Source organism: Porphyrobacter sp. GA68 (assembly GCF_022605525.1).
GTDB lineage: Bacteria > Pseudomonadota > Alphaproteobacteria > Sphingomonadales > Sphingomonadaceae > Qipengyuania_B.
Genome location: NZ_JAKQYJ010000002.1, coordinates 735,704 through 756,627 on the forward strand (window position 1 = coordinate 735,704; position 20,924 = coordinate 756,627).

A 20,924-nucleotide genomic window follows, 5' to 3' on the forward strand; every position below is an offset into this window, starting at 1 on the left:
TTGTGATGCTGTACGCACCATCTGCCAGCCTGGTCCCGCCGCAACGCGGCCTTGCTCCACAACAAGCGGATGTCAGATGGGTCTGGGCAGGCAGAAAGCGGGCCAGGCGATACAGACAGCCGCCCGGGTGGCGCGCCGCGCCGCTCAGGGCATCAAGAGCCCGGCTGGCGCTTCGAGCAGGCGTTTCACGTCCTGGATGAAGCTTGCTGCGTCCCAGCCGTCCACCACCCGGTGATCGCAGCTGATCGAAATGTTCATCAGCTTGCGCTTCTCGATCCGCTCGCCGCCCATTCCGTCAGGCACGAACATCGGACGCTCGACGATGCGATTTGGCCCGATGATCGCCACTTCCGGTCGGTTAATGACCGGAGTTGTCGCCACTCCGCCCAGCGGCCCCAGCGAGGTGATTGTGAGGGTGGAGCCGCTCAGCTCCTCGGACTTGGCCGAACCTTCGCGCGCTGCGGCGGCCAGGCGGGTGATCTCGCCGGCAAGCTGGTAGAGGTTCTTTGCCTGGGCGTTGCGGATAACGGGCACCATCAAACCGCCGTCGGTCTGCGTCGCCATTCCCAGGTGCACCGCGCCGTGACGGGTGACGACGCCGCCCTCGTCATCGTAGCGCGCGTTGAGCATGGGGTAGCGGGGGATCAGCTTGCATACGGCGGTGATCAGCAGCGGCAACATCGTCAGCTTGGGCCGATCGCCCCGCCCGTCATTCAGCTGGGCCCGCATGCGTTCGAGTTCCGTGACATCGCATTCCTCCACATAGGTGAAGTGCGGGATGTTCCGCTTGGCGGCGGCCATGTTCTGCGCAATGCGCTTGCGCAGGCCGATGACCTTGATCTGCTCGTCCGCACGGGCGCTGCCAGCGGGCGCGAAGCCGCCGCTGGAGTAGGCGATGAACTGGTCCAGGTCGCTGTGCCGCACCCGCCCTTCGTCTGCCGGCTTTACCTGGGAAAGGTCGATTCCAAGGTCTTTCGCCCGCGCACGCACCGCGGGCGATGCAAGCACCCTTGCGCCGGACTGATCCCGTGCGGGATCGGGTGCGTCAGCCTTCTTCGCAGAACCCGCGGCAACGGACGTCGGCGCTTCTGCGGCGGGTTCGTCGCGAACGGACTGTGCGGCGGACGTTTCGGCGGCAATGGCATTGTCAGCGTCCGATGCATCGGGGTTCTCAACCTCGATCCGCTCTTCCACCTGCGGCGCTGTGGGCGCCGGGGCAGGCGCCGTGTCTCGGGCGGAAGGTACTGTCTGACCGTCGCCCTGCGCATCCGTTTCGATCACCACCAGCATGGAACCGATCGCAATGGTGTCACCCACCTCGCCGGCGACTTCAAGGACAGTTCCACTGACCGGCGATTCCATTTCGACAGTCGCCTTGTCGGTCATCATGTCCGCAAGCTGGTCGTCCTCTTCCACCCGATCGCCGGGCTTTACGTGCCACGCGACGATCTCGGCTTCGGCGATGCCTTCACCGATATCGGGCAGGTTGAAGGTGAACTTTGCCATGTGCTCAATCCTGAAGCAGTTTGTCCATCGCCTCGCCGATGCGGACGGGACCGGGGAAATATGCCCACTCAAGGCTATGTGGGTACGGCGTGTCGAAACCTGTAACCCGCTCGACCGGCGCCTCGAGGTGGTAGAAGCAGCGTTCCTGCACCAATGCGGAAAGTTCAGCGCCGAAGCCGGAGGTCCGGGTCGCCTCGTGCACTATGAGGCACCGCCCCGTTTTCTGCACAGACTTTTCCACAGCCTCTATGTCGAGCGGCACAAGCGTGCGCAGGTCAAGAATCTCGGCATCTACGCCCTTCTCCCGCGCAACCGCCTCGGTGACGTGGACCATGGTGCCGTAGGTCAGCACGGTCATCGCCTCGCCTTCGCGCACGGTCCGCGCCTGGCCCAGCGGTATACGATAGTACCCGCCCGGCACCCGCGCATCATCGAACCGCTTCCACGGCTCCACCGGTCTGTCGTAATAGCCGGAAAACGGACCGTTGTAGATGCGCTTGGGTTCGAAGAAGATAACGGGGTCGTTGTCCTCTATCGCCGCGATGAGCAGTCCTTTGGCGTCATAAGGCGTGGCGGGGATCACCGTTTTCAGACCGGCGACGTGGGTGAATATCGCTTCCGGACTTTGGCTGTGCGTTTGCCCGCCGAAAATGCCTCCCCCGAACGGGGACCGCACCGTCATCGGCGAAATGTACTCCCCCGCCGAACGGTAACGCAGTCGCGCGGCTTCGCTGACCAGCTGATCAAGACCGGGGTAGATGTAATCGGCGAACTGGATCTCCGGCACGGGGCGCAGGCCGTAAGCGCCCATTCCAACCGCAACGGCAATGATGCCGCATTCGCTGATCGGCGTATCAAAGACCCGCGTCTTGCCGTGTTTGGCCTGCAGCCCTGCCGTGCAGCGGAACACGCCGCCGAAGTAGCCGACATCCTCGCCCATGACGATCACGTCCGAGTCGCGCTGGAGCATGATGTCGAGCGCTTCGTTGATGGCTTCAATCATGTTGAGGCGGCGATCGGTGTCCGCCTCGGCCTCACGTTCCGCAACTTGGGTCATTGCCGGGGCAATCCTTCGGGAAACTTGATCTTGCGTTCGCGCTCCGCTTGCTCCGCCTGTTCCTGCAGATGCCACGGCAGTTCTTCAAAAACATCTTCGAACATGGTGCGGAACGGTTGATGCATCCCGTGGCCCAGAATGCCGTTCTTTTCGGCTTCCTTGGTCGCGGCCTTGACCTGTTCGGCGCATTGCCGGTCCATCGCCTCTTGCCGCTCCTCGTCCCATTCTCCCAGAGCAATGAGATGACGTTTAAGCCGCATGATCGGATCGCCGAGCGGCCATTCCTCGCGCTCCTGCGCGCTGCGGTATCCGGAGGGATCATCAGAAGTAGAATGCCCTTCCGCGCGGTAACTGAAATATTCGATTAGCGTGGGCCCCGCGTTTGCGCGGGCACGGTTCGCCGCCCAGCGCTCCGCGGCATAGACAGCCAACGCGTCGTTGCCGTCAACCCTCAGCCCGGCCAGGCCGTATCCCAAAGCGCGTGCGGCAAAGGTGGTGCGCTCCGCACCGGCGAACCCGCTAAAGCTGCTGATCGCCCACTGGTTGTTGACAACCTTGAGGATAACCGGTGCGTTATACACGGCGGCAAAGGTGCAGGCGCTGTGGAAATCCCCTTCGGCGGTTGACCCTTCACCCACCCAGGTCGCGGCGATGCGGCTGTCGCCTTTGATCGCGCTGGCCATGGCCCAGCCAACCGCCTGCGGCGTCTGCGTCGCCAGATTGCCGCTGATGCTGAAAAAGCTGTGTTCCCGGCTGGAGTACATGATGGGCAGCTGTCGCCCCTTCAGCTTGTCTCCGCGGTTGGAATAGATCTGGTTGATCATCTCGACCAGCGGATAGCCGCGCGCGATCAGGATGCCCTGCTGGCGGTACGACGGGAACACCATGTCGTCGGCCGCCAGAGCCATGCCGGCAGCGATGCTGGTCGCCTCTTCCCCGGTGCACTTCATGTAGAAGCTGGTCTTGCCCTGGCGCTGCCCCCGGAACATCCGTTCGTCGAACGCGCGGGTCAGCGCCATGTGCCCCAGCATCGTGCGCAAGGTATCCGCGTCCAGCTTCGGATCCCAAGGCCCATGCGCGCGGTCGTCATCGCCTAACACGCGGATCAGGTCGTGGCACAGGGGTGCCGTCTCTGCCGCGGCGCATCCTTCGTCAGGCCGCGGCTGCGCCCCTGCGGGTGGAATGGCCAGGTGGCTGTAGTCAACTGCGTCACCGGGCCGGAAACGCGGCTCCGGCACGTGCAGCGACAATGCGGGCCGGTTTGTCTTGCCGTCCATTGGATCAGCCGGGTCAGTCATCGCGAGGCTCTAACTTCATGTCGCAGGGCGCTAATATGATTGCGCCGCCTTGTCGAGAGTGGCGCCATCAAACGGCGACAGGCGCCTGTATCGGCGGCTGCGGCGCGTAGTCGCGGACCACGAAATCATCTATCGCGTAGTCGAAGATCGATGGCGGTTTCCGGGTCAGATCCAGCCTGGGATTGCCCGAAGGCTGGCGTGACAATTGCTCTTCAACCAGCGCGCCATGGTTCAGATACAGATGCACGTCGCCGCCCATCCACACCAGCTCGCCCGGCTCCAGTTCCGTCTGCTGCGCCAGCATCCGCTGCAGGCAAGCCGCAGCCCACAGGTTGAACGGCAAACCCAGCGCCACATCGCAGCTGCGCTGGTAAAGGGCGCAGTTCAGCCGCCCATCGGCAACATGATACTGATATGTCTTATGACATGGCGGAAGGGCCATCCGGTCGAGTTCCGCAACGTTCCACCCTTCAATGATATGCCGGCGGCTGCCGGGATTTTCCCGCAAGGAACGCACCACTTCGGCCACCTGGTTGATGCCATGGCCCCGTTCATACAGGCCGTCCTTGCGGTAGCGCCACGTGGGCCAGTCGGTCCACTGCTTGCCATAGACAGGCCCAAGCTCTCCCCACCGGACGGCAAAGGCCTCGTCATCACCGATGCGTCCGACGAACTCCTCCAGGCTGATGTCTTCTCCAGTTTCACGCAGATAGCGCGCGTGCGGCCACTCGTTCCAGATCTTCACGCCCTGCAGGACCAGCGGGCGGATGTTTGTTGAGCCGCTGAGGAACCATAGCAGTTCCCGCGTCGCTGTTTTCCAGTAAACCCGTTTCGTGGTGACAAGCGGCATTGCGCCGCCTGCAAGGTCGAAACGCAGCGTCACTCCGAACACCGACCTTGTGCCGATCCCCGTCCGGTCCATCCGCTCGCTTCCTCGTTCCCACACATCCCGCATCAGGTCGAGGTACTGGTGTTCGTAGTGCCTGTTCATCACTGGTCGCCTAGCGTGTGGATTGCCACCTTGCCACCCTGCCTTGACCCTCCTATAGCGCCGCCCTGCCTTGCGCCACCAAGCCAGCGATGCTGGTGTGGCGGCATCGGTCGGGGAGTAGCTCAGCCTGGTAGAGCACTGTCTTCGGGAGGCAGGGGCCGGAGGTTCGAATCCTCTCTCCCCGACCACTTCACTTTCTTTGCCGTGATCTTGCCCCGGGCACCGGCGTGGCCATATCGCTGCGCATGGCCGATGATGATGACCGTCCCGCCCGCCACCGCGCCGTTCCGGCGGGTAGGCTGTCCCGCCTGTCCAGCTTCGGTAAACTCGCCGGAGGGGTCGCCGGCAGCGTCCTGACCGGCGGGGCACAACAGCTGGCGCGGGGCCAGCGGCCCAGCATGAACCAGCTGCTTCTCACGCCGGCCAATGCCACCCGCTTGACCGAACAGCTGTCGCAGCTGCGTGGCGCCGCGATGAAGATGGGCCAGATGCTCTCTCTCGATGCGGGCGATCTCCTGCCCCCGGAATTGGCGGACATCCTGGCGACGCTGCGCGACAGGGCGAACTTCATGCCCCCGGCGCAGCTTGACCGCGTGCTGCGAGAGGAATGGGGCGCGGACTGGCGCAAGGGGTTCAGGCGCTTCGATCCGCGCCCGCTTGCGGCGGCGTCAATCGGCCAGGTACATCGGGCGCAGACGCTGGACGGGCGCGACTTGGCGATAAAGGTGCAATATCCGGGCATCGCGCGGAGCATCGACTCGGATGTGGACAACATCGCAACCCTGCTGCACGTCTCAGGCCTCCTGCCAAAGGAGCTGGATGTCGCCCCGCTGCTTGCCGCGGCCAAGGAGCAGTTGCACGAGGAGGCGGATTATCTGCGCGAAGGGCGGATGATGGAGCGGTATGGCGCGCTGCTGGATGATGACGCCCGGTTCATCGTGCCCAAGCTGGATGCGGAGCACACCCGGTCGCGCGTTCTTGCAATGGCATTTATCGAAGGAGACCCAATTGAAGCGCTGGCGAGTGAGCCGCAGGCTTTCCGCGATGAGGTGTTCAGCCACCTGATCGAGCTGGTCGCGCGTGAGCTGTTCGTGTTCGGGCTGATGCAGACTGACCCTAATTTCGCGAATTACCGCTTTCAACGCGCGACGGGTCGGATCGTGCTGCTTGACTTTGGCGCGGCGCGGCCGGTCGCCGCGAACATCGCGGGCGTGTACCGCAAGCTTGTCGAAGCTGGTTTGGCGCGTGACAATGCACGCGTCCGCCGCGAGGTGATTGCCGCAGGGTTCATCAACGAAAGCGCGGCCGAACGTCACCGGACAGCGTTCGACCAGATCATCGAAATCGTCGTAACTGAAATGAACCGGCCTGGCCCGCTCGACTTTGGTGATCGTTCATTCGTTCCGCAGATCCGTGAACTCGCGATGCCGATGGCGCAGGATCGGCAAAGCTGGCACCTTCCGCCGGTCGAGACCCTGTTCGTGCAGCGAAAGGTGAGCGGCACGGCGCTGCTCGGTGCCCGGCTGAAGGCTCGGGTGGATGTTCGCGCAGTGTTGACGCGGGCGTTGCGGGAAAGTGAGCGTCAATCCGCTTTCGGTTAGATGGGCGAAGATGCCGGGCTGCGCCGCAAGGCAGAGTAGAAGCGACAGTCGGGCGAGCGAGGTGATAGGGGAGACCTCGCCTCACCCGCCCCGAAGCAGCTGCACACCCCAGTCGCGTTCCATCAGGTAGAGCAAAACTCGGGCCGCTTCGCCCCGCGAGCTTGTCAGGCCGCCGTCGCGCTCCATCAGCAGGCGGGCATCGTCATGCGCTACAGGAAGAAGGTCGCGCACCTGGTCCATGGTGGCGATCCGGAACGGCGCATCGCCGGACTGGCGCGTGCCCAGCAGTTCGCCGCCACCGCGCAGGCGCAGATCCTCTTCGGCCAGCAGGAAACCATCCTGGGTTTGCCGCATCAGCGCCAGCCGCTCGCGCGCGGTGTCCGACAATGTCTCGCCGCGTAGAAGAAGGCACACGGATTTTGCCGCTCCGCGCCCCACCCGCCCGCGCAACTGATGAAGCTGCGCCAGGCCGAACCGTTCCGCCTGTTCGATCACCATCAGGCTCGCGTTGGGCACATCGACCCCAACCTCTATAACGGTGGTGGCGACGAGCAGCTTGGCATCCCCGGACACAAACCGCTCCATCGCAGCATCCTTGATGTCAGCGGGCAATTGGCCGTGCACCAACACCACCGCGTCACCGAACCGCTCCTTGAGGGCGGCGTAGCGCGCTTCTGCGGCAGCGATGTCTTCGGGCAGATCCTCGGCCTCGCGCACCATCGGACACACCCAATAAGCCTGCTTGCCGTCGGATATGTGGCGGGCGAGCCCCTCCACGACCTCTTCGAGCCTGTCGAGCGGAGCGACGCGGGTGTCGATGGCCTGGCGTCCCGGAGGCAACTCATCCAGTCGGCTGACATCCAGTTCGCCATATTGTGCCAGGGTGAGGCTGCGCGGGATGGGGGTTGCGGTCATGGCGAGGGTATGCGGCGTCCGGCGGCCCTTGCTTGCCAGCATAAGCCGCTGCGCAACCCCGAAACGGTGCTGCTCGTCAATGACGGCAAGCCCGAGATTGCGATAGCTGACGGCTTCCTGAAAGATGGCGTGGGTGCCGACGACGATGTCGATGGAGCCATCGAGCAGCCCCATCAGGATCGACTCTCGCGCGCGTCCCTTGTCGCGGCCGGTGAACAGGGCGATGGTGACGCCGGTAGGCGTCGCGAGCTGCCGCAATGTCGCAAAATGCTGGCGGGCCAGCAGTTCAGTCGGCGCCAGCATCGCCGCCTGAGCGCCTGCCTCCACCGCAATCAGCATCGCTTCCAGCGCGACAACCGTCTTGCCTGCACCCACATCTCCCTGCAGCAGCCGCAGCATGGGCGCTTCCTGCCGCATGTCGCCGTCGATTTCTGCAATGGCCCGCTTCTGCGCCTGCGTCAGCGCAAAGGGCAGATCAAGGCGCGAACGCAACCGTCCATCACCCTTGAGCGCCACTCCTCTCCTGCGCTTTCGGTCCGCCCGCACCAGTGACAGCGCCAGCGAGTTGGCCAGCAGTTCGTCATAGGCCAGCCGATCCCGCGCCGCTGAATGTTCACCTGCATGGGCAAGGCCGAGCGCGTCGCGCCATGCGGGCCAGCCGCGTTGCTGCAGGAGCGTTGGTTCGATCCATTCCGGCAAGACGGGGGCGCGGTCCAGGGCCTGCTCCACAAGATGCGCGACCTTCGGCTGCGTCAGCCCCTCGGAAAGCGCGTAAACAGGCTCGCTGAGCCGGCTGCCAGATTCCTCGAACGCCTCCAGCACGTGGTCGGGATGCACGATCTGCAGCGATTGCCCGTACTGGTCGAGCCGTCCCGCAACCCAGCGCTTTTCACCGACCGGCAACTGCTTCTTGGCGGTGTACATCGCCTTGCCGAAGTAGGTCAGCGCGCAGATGTTGCCGGCCGCGTCCGCCGCCAGCACCCGGTAAGGGCCACGGCCTGAACCGCTGCTCCGATGCTCTGTCGGCGTGAGCGCGACCACGATGTGCTCACCCACCCGGGCTTCGTCCAGATCGCGCACTGCACGCCGGGTCACGAACCGTTCCGGCAGGTGGTAGAGCATGTCCCGCAGGCGCTCCAGACCGAGGCGCGCCAGCGGCTTTTTCAGTTTGGGCCCGACACCCTCCAGCGTCTCCACCTCGGTAAACAGCGGATTGAGAATTGCGGGGCGCATCGGCGGTCCTGTATACCGGCTTGCACGCGCAAGGCGAGTGCCGTACCGCCGCGCCATGCCTGACCAGACCCGCCTCGCCCGCGCGCGTTTCCGCGCCTGGCACCGTGGCACACGCGAGGCCGATTACATGATCGGCGGCTTCTTCGACCGCTATCATTCCACCTGGTCAATGGACGATCTCGCCTGGTTCGAGGCGCTGCTGGACGCTGACGACGTTGATGCGATGGCATGGGCTCTGGGCACGCAGGAGCCGCCGGAACATCTCATCGGGCCTCAGCTCAAGCTGCTGCAGCAACTCGACTACGTCACCATCTGATTACATCCGGTCCCACAGTCCGGGCCGGAAACCTTTTTTCACGTGAGCCGCTGAAACGTTGATGCCCGACATAGCCCGTATTCTGTCCGCCAAGGCGCCGCTGACCCTGGCCCGCGTGGTCCGCGGCAGCCAGCCTCTCGTCATGGCCGATCTCGCCCGCGCCGCGCAGCAACGCGCGGTGTTCATCGCGCCGGACGAGGCAGGGATGCGCAGCGTAGCGGATGCGGCAGCTTACTTCGCGCCTGAGCTTGAGATCATAGAGCTTCCGGCATGGGATTGCCTGCCGTTCGACCGCGCCAGCCCTGCGCTGACGATCAGCGCCGAAAGATTATCTGCACTCTACCGCCTCCAGCACAAGGGTTCCGCAAACCAGCTGCTGGTCACGACGGTGAACGCCGTTCTGCAGCGGGTACTCACCCCGTTCCGCATCCGCGAAGCCGTGCGCGAGTTCAAACCCGGCACAGAGATTGGCCGGGACAGCCTGGCGGCACTGCTGACCCGGCAAGGTTACAGCCGGGTCGACACAGTGGTCGATGCGGGCGAATACGCGGTGCGCGGATCCATCGTGGACATTTATCCGTCAGGGCTCGGCAGCGGATTGCGACTGGACTTCTTCGGTGACGAACTGGAATCGCTGCGGCTGTTTGATCCATCTACCCAGATGACAACCGGCACGCTGGAAAGCCATCTCCTGCTGCCTGCCAGCGAGGCGCTGCTCGATGATGACACGGTGAAGCGCTTCCGCAGCCGCTACCGCGAACAGTTCGGAGCCGTGGCGACGCAGGATCCGCTGTACGAGGCGGTGAGCGAAGGTCGCCGCCTGGCGGGCATGGAACACTGGCTGCCACTGTTCGAGGAACGTCTCGCCACGGTGTTCGACCACCTGGGTAAGCACGATGTGGTGGTGATTGACCAGGCAGCGGTGCAGGCCGGACGCGACCGCCTGTCCGACATTGCCGATTTTCGAGAGGCCCGTGCAGCGACAACGGGACAAAAGGCCGGCAGCTATCGCCCGCTCGGCGCGGACGCGCTGTATCTGTCGGAACAGGAGTTCAGCGCTGCGTTGGAGAGCGCCCCGGTGCACCGCGCCGTCATCTTCGACCAGGCCGAAGGGACCCAGACCGTCGACTTCGGCTTCTCCTCCGCCCGGGAGTTTTCGGCCGAGCGGGGTCGGGGAGAAAACGTGTACGAGGCCGCGGCCAGCCACCTCAAGGCAGTCGGCCAATCCGGCAAGCGATCCCTGCTCGCCGCCTATTCGCAAGGTTCGCGGGCGCGTCTTGCCTCCATACTAGGCGAGGCAGGCGCGGACACTGTCGCCGCAGATAGCTGGCAAGAGGCGCTTGGTCTGGCGGCCAAGGGCAAGACTGCCGCCCTTATCCTGCCGCTTGATACCGGGTTCGCCAATGCCGAACTGGAACTGCTGACCGAGCAGGACATTCTCGGCGACCGCCTGGTGCGTCGGCGCAAGAAGCGCAAGAATTCCGACGCTTTCCTCGCGGAGCTGGCGGCGTTGGAGATGGGCGATCTGGTCGTGCACACCGACCACGGGATCGGCAAGTATCTAGGGCTGGAGCCGATCAAGGTCGGCAAGTCCCAGCATGACTGCGTAATGCTGGAATACCTCAACGGGGACAAGCTCTACATTCCCGTGGAGAACCTGGAGGTGCTGTCCCGCTACGGCTCCACGGAGGAAGCGGTTCGGCTCGACAAGCTGGGTGGCGAGGCGTGGCAACGCCGCCGCGCGCAACTGAAGGAACGTATTCGCGCCATCGCCGGCGAGTTGATGCATACGGCCGCCGCCCGCGCCCTGCGCAAGGCAGCGGTGTTGGAGGTCGAGGAAGGGCCGTACGGGCAATTCACCGACCGCTTTCCTTGGGAAGAGACGGACGATCAGGACCGCGCGATCAGTGATGTGCTGAGCGACCTGGAAGAAGGTCGCCCGATGGACCGCCTTGTGTGCGGGGATGTCGGCTTCGGCAAGACGGAGGTAGCCTTGCGGGCGGCGTTCGTTGCCGCGATGAACGGTCATCAGGTCGCGGTGATCGCGCCCACCACCCTGCTCGCCCGGCAGCACTATCGCAACTTTTCGGAACGTTTTGCCGGCTTTCCCCTCAAGGTGGGGCGCTTGTCCCGGCTGGTTCCCGCCAAGGAGGCGAAGGAAACGCGCGAGGGGCTGGCAAATGGCGACATCGATATCGTCATCGGCACCCACGCAATCCTGTCCAAATCGACCGCCTTCAAAAATCTCGGTCTGGTCATCGTTGACGAGGAACAGCGGTTTGGCGTCAGCCACAAGGAGAAGCTCAAGCAGCTGCGCGCAGACGTGCACATGCTGACGCTGACCGCCACACCGATCCCACGCACGCTGCAGATGGCCATGACCGGTTTGCGCGAGTTGTCCACCATCCAGACCCCGCCGGTCGACCGGCTGGCGGTGCGTACGTACGTCAGTGAGTGGGACGACGTTATCATGCGCGAGGCGCTGTTGCGTGAACATCATCGGGGCGGTCAAAGCTTCATCGTGGTGCCGCGCATCGCCGACATGACCCCCATCGAAGAGTGGCTGGGCAAGAATGTACCGGAGGTAAAGGTCATCACCGCGCACGGTCAGATGGGCGCCAACGAGGTCGAGGACCGCATGGGCGCCTTCTACGAAGGCAAATACGACGTGCTGCTTTCCACCACCATCGTGGAAAGCGGTCTCGACATCCCCAGCGCCAACACCATCATCATCCACCGCGCCGACCGGTTCGGCCTGGCACAGCTGTACCAGCTACGCGGGCGCGTCGGGCGGGCGAAGCTGCGCGCTTACGCCTACCTTACCTGGGAGGCTGGCACTGCACTGTCCGACGTGGCGGAAAAACGTTTGAAAGTGCTGTCGGATTTGGATTCGCTGGGCGGCGGTTTTCAGCTTGCCAGCCGCGATCTAGACATCCGCGGAGCCGGCAATCTGTTGGGCGACGAGCAGTCCGGCCACATCCGCGAAGTCGGGTTCGAGCTTTATCAGTCGATGCTTGAGGATGCGATTCTGGCCGTCAAGGCCGGTGAGGCCGGGCTGGAAGCGAGGCGGGAAAGCGTCAGCCCGCAGATCACCGTCGATGCGCCGATCATGATACCCGACGACTACGTTCCCGATCTGACCGTCAGAATGGCGCTTTACCGGCGGCTGAACGATGCTGCCGATCCGGCGGAAATCGATGCGTTGGCGGCGGAGATGATCGACCGCTTTGGCCCCTTGCCCGAAGCTACCGCCAATCTGGTCAAACTGCTGGAGATAAAGGCGCAGGCCATCGTCGCGAACATCGCCAAGATCGACGTCGGAGCGGCGGGAACGCTGGTCACGTTCCACAAGGACGAGTTTGCCGATCCTGCCGGCCTGCTTGCCTATGTCGAACGCCTTAAAGGCACGGCCAAGCTGCGCCCCGACATGAAACTGGTGATCAACCGTGCCTGGAACGACCCCCAGTCCCGCCTGAACGGCTTGCTGCAACTCACCAAGGGGTTGAGCGGAATTGTTCGCAAGGCGGCCGCCAAGGGCCAGCCCTCGAAACAGCGCGAGCCGGCCTAAACGCTGGCTGCCGCCAGTTTGACGAACGTTTGCCCATCCACCGGGCCGGAACCCAGAAAGCCCTGGTAGTACACGCAGCCCTCGGCGGCGGCGAGCGCGCGCTGCTCCTCGTTTTCCACACCTTCGACCATCACGTCGAGGCTGAGCGCTTTGGCCATGGCGATGATGCCGCGCAGCACTGCCAGATCGCGCGCATCTTCAACAACGCCATCGATCATGGCGCGGTCCAGCTTCAGCAGACCGAGCGGCAAAAGTTTGAGGTAGCGGAAGTTGCAGAAGCCGGCGCCAAAATCGTCAAGTGCGATGCAGACACCTTGCGCGCTTAGCCTCGCCAGTGATGCGCTAACCTCGGCGATGTCGCCCAACAGGCTTTCCTCGGTGATCTCTACCGTCAGGCGGTGCAGCGGAAAACGCGCAGCGCTGGCCAGGCGAACCAGTTCGTCTCCGAAGCTGCCAGCGGCCAGGTCGCCGGCAGTGGCATTGACCGACAGGCGCATCTGGCCTGCCCAACCGGCCGCCTCCCGCAGTGCAAGAGCAATGATGTGCCGCGACAAGTGAGCGCCGAAGTTGATCCGTTCTGCCACGGCAAACAGAGTTGCGGCACCCAGTTGGCCGGCCTCGCGATGGTTCCACCGGGCCAACGCCTCTGCCCCGATCAGACGTCCATCGCGGCAAGAATACTGAGGCTGAAAAACAACACTGATCTCATTTCGATCGAGGGCGGAGAGAAGGTCGGTTTCCAGCTGGCGCCTTACCGCGCCGAACAGGCCGGACTCTCCCCCCACCCATGCTGTTCGCGCGGCACCAGCCTCTTTCAGGCGGTTCAACCCTTCGGCCAGCTTGTCTAGCAGATCCGCCGGTGCCTCTTGCCAGCCCGCCCGCGCCAGCACCACACGCGGCCATAACCGGATGCTGGCCGTGTTCTCGCCAGCCTGATGCGGCCTTGCCAGCAGATCGGCCAGCGCCTCGGCCAGCCATTGCCATTTCTTGCGGCTGGTATCCCCCTGCACCGCGACCAGAAAACTGCTGCCGCCAAGGCGGGCCAGAAGCACGGGACGCCCCGCGAACTCTTCTGCCGCGAACCATGCTATCCTGCGCGCGGTTTCCATCAGGATCGCATCGCCAGCCTTGCGGCCAAAGGCAGTATTGAGCGCGCCGAACTCTCCCAGAGCGATCAGCATCGCCTGAACATTTCCCCCGTCGACCGCCTGCCACTGTCCCAGCTTCGTTCTGGCCTGCACCTCGTCAAGAAGTCCGGTCAAGCTGTCTGCAGCACCCATGGGCCCGGTTGGCTGCGCGGCGGAAGGCGCCGGGATCATGTCCGCCCGCCTGAAAAGGAGCCGCCCTGTCTCATCGGCGCCGTTATTGCCAAACAAGGTCTTGCCGCTTAGTTAAATCGCGCCGAAAGAATGGCGTGGCAGCACGTCGGCAGCGGGGGATTGGCCGTCAATGACACAGCCGGACTATCACCGCTTGGCGCTGGTCGCGGCGGACACGCCCCGCGCCGCCGAGGCGGCGGCGTCATTTCGTGCGCTCGCCGAGTGGCACCCGCTGGAAGATGCAGACCTCGTCGTGGTCCTGGGCGGCGACGGGCTGATGCTGCAGACATTGCACGCCATGCTCGACCACGGACGGGTTGTTCCCGCCTACGGCGTCAACCTGGGCACGGTCGGCTTTCTGATGAACCGGTACCGCGATGCCGCAAAAACCTTGCAGCGAATTGGCAAAGCGAAATCAGTCGCGGTCGCACCGCTGGTCACGCAGATCACCACACGCAATGGCCAGCAAGAGACATATTGCGCCATCAACGAAGTGTCGCTGCTGCGCGAGACGCGTCAGACCGCCAAGATTGCGGTAGAGGTGGATGGCAAGGTGCGCATCCCAGAGCTCGTGTGCGACGGCGTCCTGCTGGCCACGCCAGCCGGGTCGACCGCCTATAACTACTCGGCCAACGGACCCATCCTGCCGCTGGGATCACGAACGCTGGCGTTGACGCCGATCAGCCCGTTTCGTCCTCGCCGGTGGCGGGGCGCAATCCTGCCAGACCGTAGTCAGGTGACTTTCCGTGTGCTTGAGCCGGCCAAGCGGCCGGTCTCCGTCGTTGCCGACCAGAAGGAGGTACGCGATGTGGCCGAAGTCACCCTGGCTGTAGCGGAACGCGACCCGCTCCACCTGCTGTTTGATCCGGGCCACGCCCTGGATGAACGGATCGTCGCCGAACAGTTCCAGTTTTAATGCCAGAGGGCACACGCCCCCTTGCCAAGCGCCGTTGCCCTTCATATAGCGCCGGCCTGCCCTCCTCCATACCGCTTGGAGGGCTGCTCCCCGATAGCTCAGCGGTAGAGTAGGTGACTGTTAATCACTTGGTCGTTGGTTCGAATCCAACTCGGGGAGCCATATTTCTTCTTAGTTCATCAGATTAGTCATCACCCAGAACGAGCGCCACTCGGCAAGTGTTCGGCGCTCACGTTCCGACGCGCCTGTCCAAAGGACAGCCTAACCCTCACCCTCTACTCATTTTCTGAGCGCAGGCTAACCGCTCGACATGACGGAGGAGGCCGAATCCATTCGCCCTCGGAAGCGCCCGGCACAACTTGAGCGGCCGTTGGCTGCTGCGCGCACGTTACAGCGCTGTCCGCCGACGCGGACAAACCCATGTAAAATCGTCAGCCAGCTCTTCAGTGGCAGATCGCCTGGCGTGAGCGGCTCCGATCCTGGTTTTTCCAGGAATGGAGCCGCTCCACGATCATGCCGCAGGCGCTTTTTGCCCCACAGCGCCGTGGCAATGCTTGTACTTGCTGCCCGATCCGCACGGGCACGGGGCGTTGCGGCTGACATTCTGCCCGGCGTAGAGATCCTCGACAAAGGCGCCGCCCGGGCCTGCCGCCGCCATGGGACTGCCAGCCAGGGCGCCGAACAGTTCGGGCCGCCGTTCCGAACCATCACCGTCGTCGCTGTTATCCAGCCCGGTCAGGGGATCGATATGGCCGGTGAGAAACGCCGGCAGATCGGGCAGAGCCATCCGCGGTTGCGGCTCGGGCAGACGGAAGTCGAGCTTGGCAAGTTCACTTGTGACGTCCTCGCGCATCGACTCGATCATCCGTTCAAAGAGGATGAACGCTTCCTGCTTGTACTCGTTGATGGGCTGTTTTTGCGCCAACCCTCGCAACCAGATAACCTGACGCAGCGCGTCCAGCGTGGCGAGGTGCTCCTTCCAGTGGTGGTCGAGGCGGCGAAGCAGCACCGACTTTTCGATCGAGCGCCACAGCGATGGATCGAGCTTCTCGATCTTGGCGTCCATCCGGGTGTCGAGTTCGGCGTTGATCCGCTCCTCGAACAGGTCCGGTTCGACCTGGTCCTCCTGCATCCAGGCATCGACCGGCATGGTGAGTCCCAGCTTTTCTTCAAGCTGCTGCTTCAACCCGTCGATATCCCATTGTTCCGGGTAGGACCCGGGCGGGCATGCTGCGGTTACGATGGTCGCAACGGTTTCACGCCGCATGTCGACGACCGTCTCAGAGACGCTTTCGGCATCCATGATCTCGGAACGCTGCTCGTAGATGACCTTGCGCTGATCGTTCATCACGTTGTCGTATTCAACGACCTGCTTGCGCACCTCGTAATTGCGCCCTTCGACTTTCTTCTGCGCCGTTTCGATAGCTTTCGAGAGCCATTTGGAACCGATGGCCTCTCCATCCTCAAGAGTGGAGTTCATCATCTTGGAGAACAGGGTGTCAGGGCCGAAGATGCGCAGCAGATCGTCTTCAAGACACAGGTAGAAGCGCGACAGGCCGGGATCGCCCTGCCGGCCCGACCGACCGCGCAGCTGGTTATCGATACGGCGCGATTCATGGCGTTCGGTGCCCAGCACGAACAGTCCGCCGGCATCCTTTACCTTCTGGCGTTCTGCCGCGACTTCTGCCTTGATCCGCTCGACGGCTGCGTCGCGGTCGGGACCGTCGGGCATAGTGCGCAGCTCGTCCTCGATGCGGAACTCGGCATTGCCGCCGAGTTGGATGTCGGTGCCGCGCCCGGCCATGTTGGTGGCGATGGTGACAGCACCCAGCCTGCCCGCCTGAGCCACGATATGCGCCTCGCGTTCGTGGAAGCGGGCATTCAAAACCTCGTGCTCGACCCCCTCCTTCTTGAGGAAGCTGGAGAGCAGCTCCGATTTCTCGATGGAGACGGTCCCCACCAGCACCGGCTGGCCGATGTCGTTCTTTTCCTTGATCGCCTTGGCGATAGCTTTGAACTTGTCCTGCGTGTCCTTGTAGAACTGGTCGTCCTCGTCGATGCGCTGGACCGGGACGTTGGTGGGTATCTCCACCACGTTCATCTTGTAGATGTCCCAGAACTCGCTGGCTTCGGTGGCGGCGGTGCCGGTCATGCCCGACAGCTTGGGATACATCCGGAAATAGTTCTGGAAGGTGATCGACGCCATTGTCTGATTTTCCGGCTCGATCTTCACTCCCTCCTTGGCCTCGACCGCCTGGTGGAGGCCATTGGACCAGCGGCGACCTTCCATCATCCGGCCGGTGAACTCGTCGATGATGATGATTTTATCGTCCTTGACGATGTAATCGATGTCACGCTTGAACATGACATTGGCCTTGAGCGCCTGGTCCAGGTGGTGGACGACCTGCGTGTTCTCGACATCGTACAGGTTGGGCGTCTGCAACAACCCGGCCTCATCCAGCATCCGTTCGATGGCGTCCGTGCCTTCCTCGGTCCAGCTGATATTCTTGGTCTTTTCGTCCGCCTCGTAGAAAGAGGGGTCGACCTGCTTCACGATCTCGTCGATCGAAATATACAGATCCTGCTTGTCCTCGGTCGGACCGGAAATGATGAGCGGTGTGCGCGCTTCGTCGATGAGGATCGAATCCACTTCGTCCACAATCGCGTGATTGAACGGCCGGTGGACCATCTGGCTCCGGTCGTGCTTCATGTTGTCGCGCAGATAATCGAAGCCGAACTCGTTGTTCGTCCCGTAGGTTATGTCGGAACCATACGCCTCGCGCCGTTGCTGCTCGTCCAGGTTCGGCACGATCACGCCGACGCTCAGACCAAGGAACCGGTAAATCTGCCCCATCCATTCAGCGTCGCGGCGCGCGAGGTAGTCGTTGACGGTTACGACATGGACGCCCTTGCCCTCGATGGCGTTGAGATAGGTGGCAAGCGTCGCCACGAGGGTCTTGCCCTCGCCGGTGCGCATTTCCGCGATCTCTCCGCGGTGGAGGACAATGCCGCCGATCAACTGCACATCGAAGTGCCGCATACCCAGTACGCGGACGGACGCCTCCCGCACCGTTGCGAAGGCTTCGGGAAGAATGTCGTCAAGCTTCTTGCCCCCGGCAAGCTGCTGACGGAATTTGTCCGTCTGCGCTGACAGCTCCTCGTCCGACAGAGCCTGGAGCTGCGGCTCCAGCGAGTTGATCTGAGCGACGATCTTGCCCAGCGACTTGACGTAGCGTTGGTTGGAGGAACCGAAGATGGATTTAGCGATGGTCTGAAACATGAAACGGCGCTCCTGGCGCTGAAGAAACGGGAAACGTCCCCCGGCCATCGGGCTGCGGAGAACAAAAAAGCTGCGGCGGGCGTCGGCGCCTATTCGTGCGCGCGGTCAATCCCTAGCAGCACGCAATCAGTCTGCGTCGTCGACTGTCCGGATGCGGCGGGGCGCACACGATCATCGGGCGTTCCGCCAGCAGCGCCCTGCTGTTCCAGCACGAGAGCGGCCACACCTTGTGCGGCTACGATAGAGGAACATGCCTGCCCCTCGACGGCCGAATGAGCCATGTCCGAGCGGTGCGCCAGGGCAGGTGTACCGGCGATCGCAAGGCCGGTCAGCAGCGCAAAGCAGGCAAGCAGACGATGGAGCATCATGCGCCTATATAGAGAGAATGGGTTAATCGTCCACTGACTGCTTTGCTCTGCCGGCCGATTTACGTCGCGCCACGGCCCCGCTAGGTGCGGTGAGCATGGACCTTGCCCCCTCTCCTCTGGCTCTTCCGTTCCCGCACCTGCCAGTGATCGCTGGCCTTGAGTGGCGTGTCGCGCGAGCCGGGTACAAGGCCTGGAACCGGCCCGACCTGACGCTGGCGACGTTGGCGGCAGATACCTGCGTCGCCGGCGTATTCACCCGGAGCGCCTGCGCCTCTTTCGAGGTGGAGTCCGGCCGCGAGCAGGTGCGCCAAGGCCGGGCGCGGGCGCTGGTGGTGAATGCCGGCAATTCAAACGCTTTCACCGGGCACCGCGGGCGGCAGGCAGTGGAAGTGATTCAACGCACAGTGGCGGCGCAAATGGGATGCGACACAGGCGAAGTATTCGTCTCTTCAACCGGCGTCATCGGCGTCCCGCTTCCGCAGGATCTGGCCCGCACTGGCCTCGCCGCAGCCTTCGCGGCGGAGCCTTGCGGTTGGCAAGAAGCAGCGCAGGCGATCGGCACCACCGACACGTTTGCCAAAGGCGCGAACGCCCAAGCCATCCTGGGCGACGTCAGGGTCGATGTGGCCGGGATCATCAAGGGCAGCGGCATGATCGCGCCGGACATGGCCACCATGCTGGGCTATATCGCTACCGACGCCGCTGTCGACCCAGCTTTGCTGCAGGAGATGCTGCTCGCGGCAAATGCGCAGACATTTTCCTGCATCACTGTCGACGGCGACACATCGACCAGCGACACCGTGCTGCTGTTTGCCACCGGCGCAGCAGGCAACGTCCGGCTGGAAGGGTGGGACAGCCCCGGTGCCGATGCCTTCTTCGCCGCGTTGCTCGATGTATGTCGCCGGCTGGCGCAGCTCGTGGTGCGCGATGGCGAGGGAGCAACGAAGTTCGTCACCATCCGCGTCACCGGCGCGGTCAACAATGACAGCGCGCGGCGGATTGGCCTTGCGATCGGCAATTCCCCGCTGGTCAAGACCGCGCTTGCGGGAGAGGATGCCAACTGGGGTCGGGTGGTGATGGCGGTGGGCAAGGCGGGCGAGCCGGCGGACCGCGATCGTCTGGCCATCGCGTTCGGCGGACACTGGGTCGCGCGCGCGGGACAGGTCGTCGCGGGCTTTGACGAAGCGCCCGTTGCCGCGCATCTCAAGGGACAGGAAATCGACCTCGCGGTGGACCTTGGCCTTGGCGACGGGCAGGCGACGGTGTGGACGTGCGATCTCACCCATGGCTACGTCGCCATCAACGCGGACTACCGTTCGTGAGCATGCTGGACCGGGAACTGCTCGCCCTGATGCGGCAGGTCAGTGAAGCGGCAATCCTTCCCCGTTACCAGCAACTGGCCACCAAGGACATTGCCCGCAAGCCCGACAGGAGCGGTGTCATCGACGTCGTCACCGTGGCCGACACCGAAGCAGAGGCCATGCTGGCCGAAGGGTTGGCGAAGCTTAATCCGGGCATCGCCATCGTCGGCGAAGAGGCCGCGCATGCGGACGCAGGCGTGCTGGCGGCGCTTGCGGGTTCCTGCTGGATCGTCGATCCTCTGGACGGCACGAACAACTTCGCCGCCGGCAAGCCGCCGTTCGGCATCATTATCGCGCTCGCCGACGGTGGCATTCCCCGCTCGGGATGGATCTACGATTGCCTGACCGGCCGTTTCTGCGCCGCGCACAGCGGCAGCGGTGCATTCGTTGACGGTGAACGGGTGGTGGCGCGGCCAAGCGGGCGCACGCCGCCGGTTGCCGCCATTTCGCTGGTATTCGCAGAAGAAGCCAGGCGGCAGGCGCTGCGCCGCCACATCATGCCGCATTACGACCTGGTCGACATTCCGCGCTGCGCGGCAGAGCAGTATCCCCGACTGGCGCTGGGCGTGAACGACGTGTCCGTCTTTGAGCGCGCCCTGCCCTGGGACCACGCCGCCGGTGTGCTGTGGCTCAACGAGGCCGGCGGCAAGGCCGCCCGGCCGGACGGGTCGCCTTACCGAGTGGATGAGGGATCGCGAACCGGCCTGCTGGGCGCGGCCAGTCCGGTCCTGTGGGAAGAACTGGCCGCGCGCTATGCCTTGTCTGCCTAGCGCGGCGCATCTTTGAGCAAAGCGCCGGCTGTTCTGCCAAGCACCTTTGGCAGCCTACAGCTGCTCTTCCAGCCACGCCTTCAGCTGGCTCTTCGGCCGGGCACCCTGCAGTTCGGCGGCTTTCTGCCCGTTCTTGTAGAGCACCAGATAGGGAATGCCGCGCACGCCCAGCTGTCCCGGCGTTTCCGGGTTGTCCATGATATCCATCTTGGCGATCGTGACCCGCCCGCCAAGCTCGTCACTGAGTTCTTCCAGAGCCGGAGCGATCATCTTGCAGGGGCCGCACCACTCGGCCCAGAAATCAACCAGCACCGGCTTATCCGCATCAAGAACATCGGATTGGAAACTGCTGTCTGTGACGGCCTTGGTTGGCATTCTTGTTCTCCTTCAACTGTTATCTGGTGGTCTGGCGCGCGATTGCCAAT

At 63.7% G+C, this 20,924-nt stretch carries 15 protein-coding genes and 2 tRNA genes; 8 read left to right on the plus strand and 9 right to left on the minus strand.

Features of this window, described 5'->3' with window-relative positions; genetic code table 11:
* Window positions 1–144: 144 nt before the first annotated feature.
* The 4 genes from LHJ54_RS11360 to LHJ54_RS11375 all read right to left on the minus strand — a co-directional run bounded on the left by LHJ54_RS11360 (window position 145) and on the right by LHJ54_RS11375 (window position 4,852).
* Window positions 145–1,506 carry a dihydrolipoamide acetyltransferase family protein gene (locus LHJ54_RS11360; protein WP_228244018.1) on the minus strand — a complete coding sequence of 454 codons (1,362 nt, stop codon included), beginning with the start codon at window positions 1,504–1,506 and terminating at the stop codon, window positions 145–147.
* A 4-nt stretch (window positions 1,507–1,510) separates the two neighbouring features.
* Complete coding sequence (locus LHJ54_RS11365; protein WP_228244019.1) at window positions 1,511–2,563, minus strand: alpha-ketoacid dehydrogenase subunit beta; 1,053 nt, start codon at window positions 2,561–2,563, stop codon at window positions 1,511–1,513.
* Window positions 2,560–3,861, minus strand: a complete 1,302-nt coding sequence (locus tag LHJ54_RS11370; RefSeq protein ID WP_228244020.1) for a 3-methyl-2-oxobutanoate dehydrogenase (2-methylpropanoyl-transferring) subunit alpha — start codon at window positions 3,859–3,861, stop codon at window positions 2,560–2,562. The genes LHJ54_RS11365 and LHJ54_RS11370 overlap by 4 nt, the downstream gene beginning before the upstream one ends.
* Before the next feature lie 67 nt (window positions 3,862–3,928).
* Window positions 3,929–4,852: a thymidylate synthase gene (locus tag LHJ54_RS11375; protein WP_228244021.1), complete on the minus strand. Its 924-nt coding sequence runs from the start codon at window positions 4,850–4,852 to the stop codon at window positions 3,929–3,931.
* A gap of 111 nt (window positions 4,853–4,963) precedes the next feature.
* Between LHJ54_RS11375 and LHJ54_RS11380 the strand changes: the two genes are divergently transcribed.
* Window positions 4,964–5,040: transfer RNA gene (locus tag LHJ54_RS11380), tRNA-Pro, on the plus strand.
* A 57-nt stretch (window positions 5,041–5,097) separates the two neighbouring features.
* Complete coding sequence (locus tag LHJ54_RS11385; RefSeq protein WP_228244022.1) at window positions 5,098–6,453, plus strand: AarF/ABC1/UbiB kinase family protein; 1,356 nt, start codon at window positions 5,098–5,100, stop codon at window positions 6,451–6,453.
* An 81-nt stretch (window positions 6,454–6,534) separates the two neighbouring features.
* Here the strand turns inward: LHJ54_RS11385 and recG are convergent, their stop codons facing one another.
* Window positions 6,535–8,601: an ATP-dependent DNA helicase RecG gene (recG, locus tag LHJ54_RS11390; RefSeq protein ID WP_228244023.1), complete on the minus strand. Its 2,067-nt coding sequence runs from the start codon at window positions 8,599–8,601 to the stop codon at window positions 6,535–6,537.
* Window positions 8,602–8,656: 55 nt separating this feature from the next.
* Between recG and LHJ54_RS11395 the strand changes: the two genes are divergently transcribed.
* Window positions 8,657–8,917, plus strand: coding sequence for a succinate dehydrogenase assembly factor 2 (locus tag LHJ54_RS11395; protein ID WP_228244024.1), 261 nt, complete (start codon window positions 8,657–8,659; stop codon window positions 8,915–8,917).
* A 61-nt stretch (window positions 8,918–8,978) separates the two neighbouring features.
* On the plus strand, window positions 8,979–12,485 hold the full coding sequence (gene mfd / locus LHJ54_RS11400; RefSeq protein ID WP_228244025.1) for a transcription-repair coupling factor: 3,507 nt from the start codon (window positions 8,979–8,981) through the stop codon (window positions 12,483–12,485).
* Here mfd and LHJ54_RS11405 read toward each other — a convergent pair.
* Complete coding sequence (locus LHJ54_RS11405) at window positions 12,482–13,765, minus strand: GGDEF domain-containing phosphodiesterase (protein WP_241721444.1); 1,284 nt, start codon at window positions 13,763–13,765, stop codon at window positions 12,482–12,484. The genes mfd and LHJ54_RS11405 overlap by 4 nt on opposite strands.
* A gap of 169 nt (window positions 13,766–13,934) precedes the next feature.
* On the opposite strand from LHJ54_RS11405, the gene LHJ54_RS11410 reads away from it, so the two are divergent.
* Window positions 13,935–14,720, plus strand: coding sequence for an NAD kinase (locus LHJ54_RS11410; protein WP_228244027.1), 786 nt, complete (start codon window positions 13,935–13,937; stop codon window positions 14,718–14,720).
* An 87-nt stretch (window positions 14,721–14,807) separates the two neighbouring features.
* Window positions 14,808–14,882 (plus strand) — tRNA-Asn (locus tag LHJ54_RS11415).
* Between the two features lie 349 nt (window positions 14,883–15,231).
* Here the strand turns inward: LHJ54_RS11415 and secA are convergent.
* Entirely contained in the window at window positions 15,232–18,000 is a 2,769-nt protein-coding gene (gene secA / locus LHJ54_RS11420; RefSeq protein ID WP_228244028.1) for a preprotein translocase subunit SecA, read from the minus strand.
* An 89-nt stretch (window positions 18,001–18,089) separates the two neighbouring features.
* Window positions 18,090–18,368, minus strand: coding sequence for a hypothetical protein (locus tag LHJ54_RS11425; RefSeq protein WP_228244029.1), 279 nt, complete (start codon window positions 18,366–18,368; stop codon window positions 18,090–18,092).
* Between the two features lie 95 nt (window positions 18,369–18,463).
* On the opposite strand from LHJ54_RS11425, the gene argJ reads away from it, so the two are divergent.
* Together argJ and LHJ54_RS11435 are read left to right on the plus strand one after the other, a co-directional pair.
* Window positions 18,464–19,690 (plus strand): bifunctional glutamate N-acetyltransferase/amino-acid acetyltransferase ArgJ, encoded by a 1,227-nt coding sequence (gene argJ / locus LHJ54_RS11430; RefSeq protein ID WP_228244030.1) that lies wholly within the window; start codon window positions 18,464–18,466, stop codon window positions 19,688–19,690.
* A 2-nt stretch (window positions 19,691–19,692) separates the two neighbouring features.
* Entirely contained in the window at window positions 19,693–20,499 is an 807-nt protein-coding gene (locus tag LHJ54_RS11435) for an inositol monophosphatase family protein (RefSeq protein ID WP_228244363.1), read from the plus strand.
* Between the two features lie 54 nt (window positions 20,500–20,553).
* Here the strand turns inward: LHJ54_RS11435 and trxA are convergent, their stop codons facing one another.
* Window positions 20,554–20,874, minus strand: coding sequence for a thioredoxin (gene trxA, locus LHJ54_RS11440; RefSeq protein ID WP_228244031.1), 321 nt, complete (start codon window positions 20,872–20,874; stop codon window positions 20,554–20,556).
* Window positions 20,875–20,924: the final 50 nt, after the last annotated feature.

Bases quoted from the DNA above. Each gene is read 5' to 3' on its own strand.
- argJ (WP_228244030.1), top strand. From the start codon at position 18,464: ATGGACCTTGCCCCCTCTCCTCTGGCTCTTCCGTTCCCGCACCTGCCA.
- secA (WP_228244028.1), bottom strand. From the start codon at position 18,000: ATGTTTCAGACCATCGCTAAATCCATCTTCGGTTCCTCCAACCAACGC.
- mfd (WP_228244025.1), top strand. From the start codon at position 8,979: ATGCCCGACATAGCCCGTATTCTGTCCGCCAAGGCGCCGCTGACCCTG.
- trxA (WP_228244031.1), bottom strand. From the start codon at position 20,874: ATGCCAACCAAGGCCGTCACAGACAGCAGTTTCCAATCCGATGTTCTT.
- LHJ54_RS11410 (WP_228244027.1), top strand. From the start codon at position 13,935: ATGACACAGCCGGACTATCACCGCTTGGCGCTGGTCGCGGCGGACACG.
- LHJ54_RS11385 (WP_228244022.1), top strand. From the start codon at position 5,098: ATGGCCGATGATGATGACCGTCCCGCCCGCCACCGCGCCGTTCCGGCG.
- recG (WP_228244023.1), bottom strand. From the start codon at position 8,601: ATGCGCCCCGCAATTCTCAATCCGCTGTTTACCGAGGTGGAGACGCTG.
- LHJ54_RS11435 (WP_228244363.1), top strand. From the start codon at position 19,693: ATGCTGGACCGGGAACTGCTCGCCCTGATGCGGCAGGTCAGTGAAGCG.
- LHJ54_RS11425 (WP_228244029.1), bottom strand. From the start codon at position 18,368: ATGATGCTCCATCGTCTGCTTGCCTGCTTTGCGCTGCTGACCGGCCTT.
- LHJ54_RS11370 (WP_228244020.1), bottom strand. From the start codon at position 3,861: ATGACTGACCCGGCTGATCCAATGGACGGCAAGACAAACCGGCCCGCA.
- LHJ54_RS11365 (WP_228244019.1), bottom strand. From the start codon at position 2,563: ATGACCCAAGTTGCGGAACGTGAGGCCGAGGCGGACACCGATCGCCGC.
- LHJ54_RS11360 (WP_228244018.1), bottom strand. From the start codon at position 1,506: ATGGCAAAGTTCACCTTCAACCTGCCCGATATCGGTGAAGGCATCGCC.
- LHJ54_RS11405 (WP_241721444.1), bottom strand. From the start codon at position 13,765: ATGGGTGCTGCAGACAGCTTGACCGGACTTCTTGACGAGGTGCAGGCC.
- LHJ54_RS11375 (WP_228244021.1), bottom strand. From the start codon at position 4,852: ATGAACAGGCACTACGAACACCAGTACCTCGACCTGATGCGGGATGTG.
- LHJ54_RS11395 (WP_228244024.1), top strand. From the start codon at position 8,657: ATGCCTGACCAGACCCGCCTCGCCCGCGCGCGTTTCCGCGCCTGGCAC.